Raw genomic sequence first — 3,473 nt, forward strand, 5'->3', positions numbered from 1 at the left:
GGGGGGTTCGAGACCACGGTTTTTCTTGGTGTTCACACGGCGTTGACCTTGAGTTGACGGCAGCGAAGATCAGGACGTAGAGTTGAGAACCGCGCAGACGACGAGTTCGAGTCGTTCGCAGGGATCATTCACCGAGTATTTGGTGAGTCTTCATTGCAGGACGAAACGCTGGTCATCGAGTCAGGACGGCGGAAACGCCGAATTGACGAAGCGGAAGCTTGTTGGTAAGCTTACAAAGTTGCTTCGGAGCGATTCAGAGAAAAACTTCTGATGGTGCCGGTAGCGGTTGTTGTTTGAGAACTCAATAGTGTGCCAAGTTTGTTGATACCAAATTATTTATTTGGTTATAACAGCGACATTATCACCCCCGTGATGGTGTCGCAAATTTAGCCAAGGATTCATTAACTGGTGTCTGTCGTTGGTAATGGATGGATCGTGAGGGCCCTGTTTTTCTGGCAGGGTCTGGTCTGTTTGTTGTTGATGGTGGATGCTTTCTCTTATTAATTTTTTAATGGAGAGTTTGATCCTGGCTCAGGATGAACGCTGGCGGCGTGCTTAACACATGCAAGTCGAACGATGAAGACCGTGCTTGCACGGTTGGATTAGTGGCGAACGGGTGAGTATCACGTGAGTAACCTTCCCTTGACTCTGGGATAAGCCCGGGAAACTGGGTCTAATACCGGATACGACCAGTCCTCGCATGGGGTGCTGGTGGAAAGATTTATCGGTCTTGGATGGACTCGCGGCCTATCAGCTTGTTGGTGAGGTAATAGCTCACCAAGGCGATGACGGGTAGCCGGCCTGAGAGGGTGACCGGCCACACTGGGACTGAGACACGGCCCAGACTCCTACGGGAGGCAGCAGTGGGGAATATTGCACAATGGGCGAAAGCCTGATGCAGCGACGCCGCGTGCGGGATGACGGCCTTCGGGTTGTAAACCGCTTTCAGCAGGGAAGAAGCGCAAGTGACGGTACCTGCAGAAGAAGCGCCGGCTAACTACGTGCCAGCAGCCGCGGTAATACGTAGGGCGCGAGCGTTATCCGGAATTATTGGGCGTAAAGAGCTCGTAGGCGGTTTGTCACGTCTGCTGTGAAAGCCCGGGGCTCAACCCCGGGTGTGCAGTGGGTACGGGCAGACTAGAGTGCAGTAGGGGAGACTGGAATTCCTGGTGTAGCGGTGAAATGCGCAGATATCAGGAGGAACACCGATGGCGAAGGCAGGTCTCTGGGCTGTTACTGACGCTGAGGAGCGAAAGCATGGGGAGCGAACAGGATTAGATACCCTGGTAGTCCATGCCGTAAACGTTGGGCACTAGGTGTGGGGGACATTCCACGTTTTCCGCGCCGTAGCTAACGCATTAAGTGCCCCGCCTGGGGAGTACGGCCGCAAGGCTAAAACTCAAAGGAATTGACGGGGGCCCGCACAAGCGGCGGAGCATGCGGATTAATTCGATGCAACGCGAAGAACCTTACCAAGGCTTGACATGGACCGGACCGCTGCAGAGATGCAGCTTCCCTTCGGGGTCGGTTCACAGGTGGTGCATGGTTGTCGTCAGCTCGTGTCGTGAGATGTTGGGTTAAGTCCCGCAACGAGCGCAACCCCTATCCTATGTTGCCAGCACGTAATGGTGGGGACTCATGGGAGACTGCCGGGGTCAACTCGGAGGAAGGTGGGGACGACGTCAAATCATCATGCCCCTTATGTCTTGGGCTTCACGCATGCTACAATGGCCGGTACAATGGGTTGCGATACTGTGAGGTGGAGCTAATCCCTAAAAGCCGGTCTCAGTTCGGATCGAAGTCTGCAACTCGACTTCGTGAAGTTGGAGTCGCTAGTAATCGCAGATCAGCAACGCTGCGGTGAATACGTTCCCGGGCCTTGTACACACCGCCCGTCAAGTCACGAAAGTGGGTAACACCCGAAGCCGGTGGCCTAACCCTTGTGGGGGGAGCCGTCGAAGGTGGGACTCGCGATTGGGACTAAGTCGTAACAAGGTAGCCGTACCGGAAGGTGCGGCTGGATCACCTCCTTTCTAAGGAGCAGGACCCGAGTCGGGTCCGCCATTTAATGTCACCGTTCGTGTGACTGGTGGTTTGCTCAAGGGTGGAATATCAACGAATCGTCATCACGGTCTTGGCACTGGTTTCTCCGGTACGCCTGTCTTACTCACCTTGTGTGGGTGGTCGGGTCGGAAAGAGAGCTGGTGTCTTTTGTCTGTGGTGCTTGGCACACTGTTGGGTCCTGAGACAACAATGGTTGTTTCATGATCTGGCCCTCGGCTTCAGGTAGCCGGCCCGCTTTTGTGGGTTGGTGATGGTGGTGGGGGTTGTTGTTTGGGAACTGCATAGTGGACGCGAGCATCTTTGTTCTTTTGAACAAAATACTCGAATCATGCTGGTCATGCCTTTGGTGTGGCTGGTGTTTTTTGTGTCAATTTTTAGTCGAGCGCTTATGGTGAGTGTCATCGCAGCTACTGTGATGATGTTTGTAAGTGTTTAAGGGCGCATGGTGAATGCCTTGGTAGTAGGAGCCGATGAAGGACGTGGGAATCTGCGATAAGCCTGGTGGAGTTGATAACCGAGCGTTGATACCAGGATTTCCGAATGGGGAAACCCCGCATGCCGTGATGGTGTGTGACCTCCGGTTGAATGTATAGACCGGTTGGAGGGAACGTCGGGAAGTGAAACATCTCAGTACCGACAGGAAGAGAAAACAATGTAGTGATTCTGTGAGTAGTGGCGAGCGAAAGCGGATGGGGCTAAACCGGTTGCGTGTGATACCTGGTAGGGGTTGCGTGGCCGGGGTTGTGGGACATCTCATTGAGGATCTACCAGTCCTTGGGGTTGAGGTGCGGGCGTATAGACGAAGAAGGTTGAGTCCTTCGCCGTAGAGGGTGTGAGTCCCGTAGTCGTAATGCGTTCCGCCGGCCTGTAGATGTATCCCGAGTAGCACGAGGCTCGAGGAATCTTGTGTGAATCAGCCAGGACCACCTGGTAAGCCTAAATACTACCTACTAACCGATAGTGAATCAGTACCGTGAGGGAATGGTGAAAAGTACCCCGGGAGGGGAGTGAAATAGTACCTGAAACCATGTGCCTACAATCCGTCAAAGCATCCTATAGGGGTGTGATGGCGTGCCTTTTGAAGAATGAGCCTGCGAGTTAGTGCTCAGTGGCGAGGTTAACCCGTGTGGGGAAGCCGTAGCGAAAGCGAGTCTGAATAGGGCGTTTGAGTCGCTGGGTCTAGACCCGAAGCGGAGTGATCTACCCATGGCCAGGTTGAAGCGCGTGTAAGAGCGCGTGGAGGACCGAACCCACCTAGGTTGAAAACTGGGGGGATGAGCTGTGGGTAGGGGTGAAAGGCCAATCAAACTCCGTGATAGCTGGTTCTCCCCGAAATGCATTTAGGTGCAGCGTTGCGTGTTTCTTGCCGGAGGTAGAGCTACTGGATGGCCGATGGGCCCTACAGAGGT

General features: G+C 54.1%; 2 rRNA genes (1 of these 2 running past the window's edge). Both read left to right on the forward strand.

The features are described from left to right. The first annotated feature begins 508 nt into the window (after positions 1–508). A 16S ribosomal RNA gene (locus tag EV640_RS13460) occupies positions 509–2,033 on the forward strand. Positions 2,034–2,486: 453 nt separating this feature from the next. After that, a 23S ribosomal RNA gene (locus tag EV640_RS13465) occupies positions 2,487–3,473 on the forward strand; it runs 2,222 nt beyond the window's last position. Together the 16S and 23S rRNA genes form the textbook arrangement of a ribosomal RNA operon.

Source organism: Nesterenkonia aurantiaca, from assembly GCF_004364585.1.
Taxonomy (GTDB): domain Bacteria; phylum Actinomycetota; class Actinomycetes; order Actinomycetales; family Micrococcaceae; genus Nesterenkonia; species Nesterenkonia aurantiaca.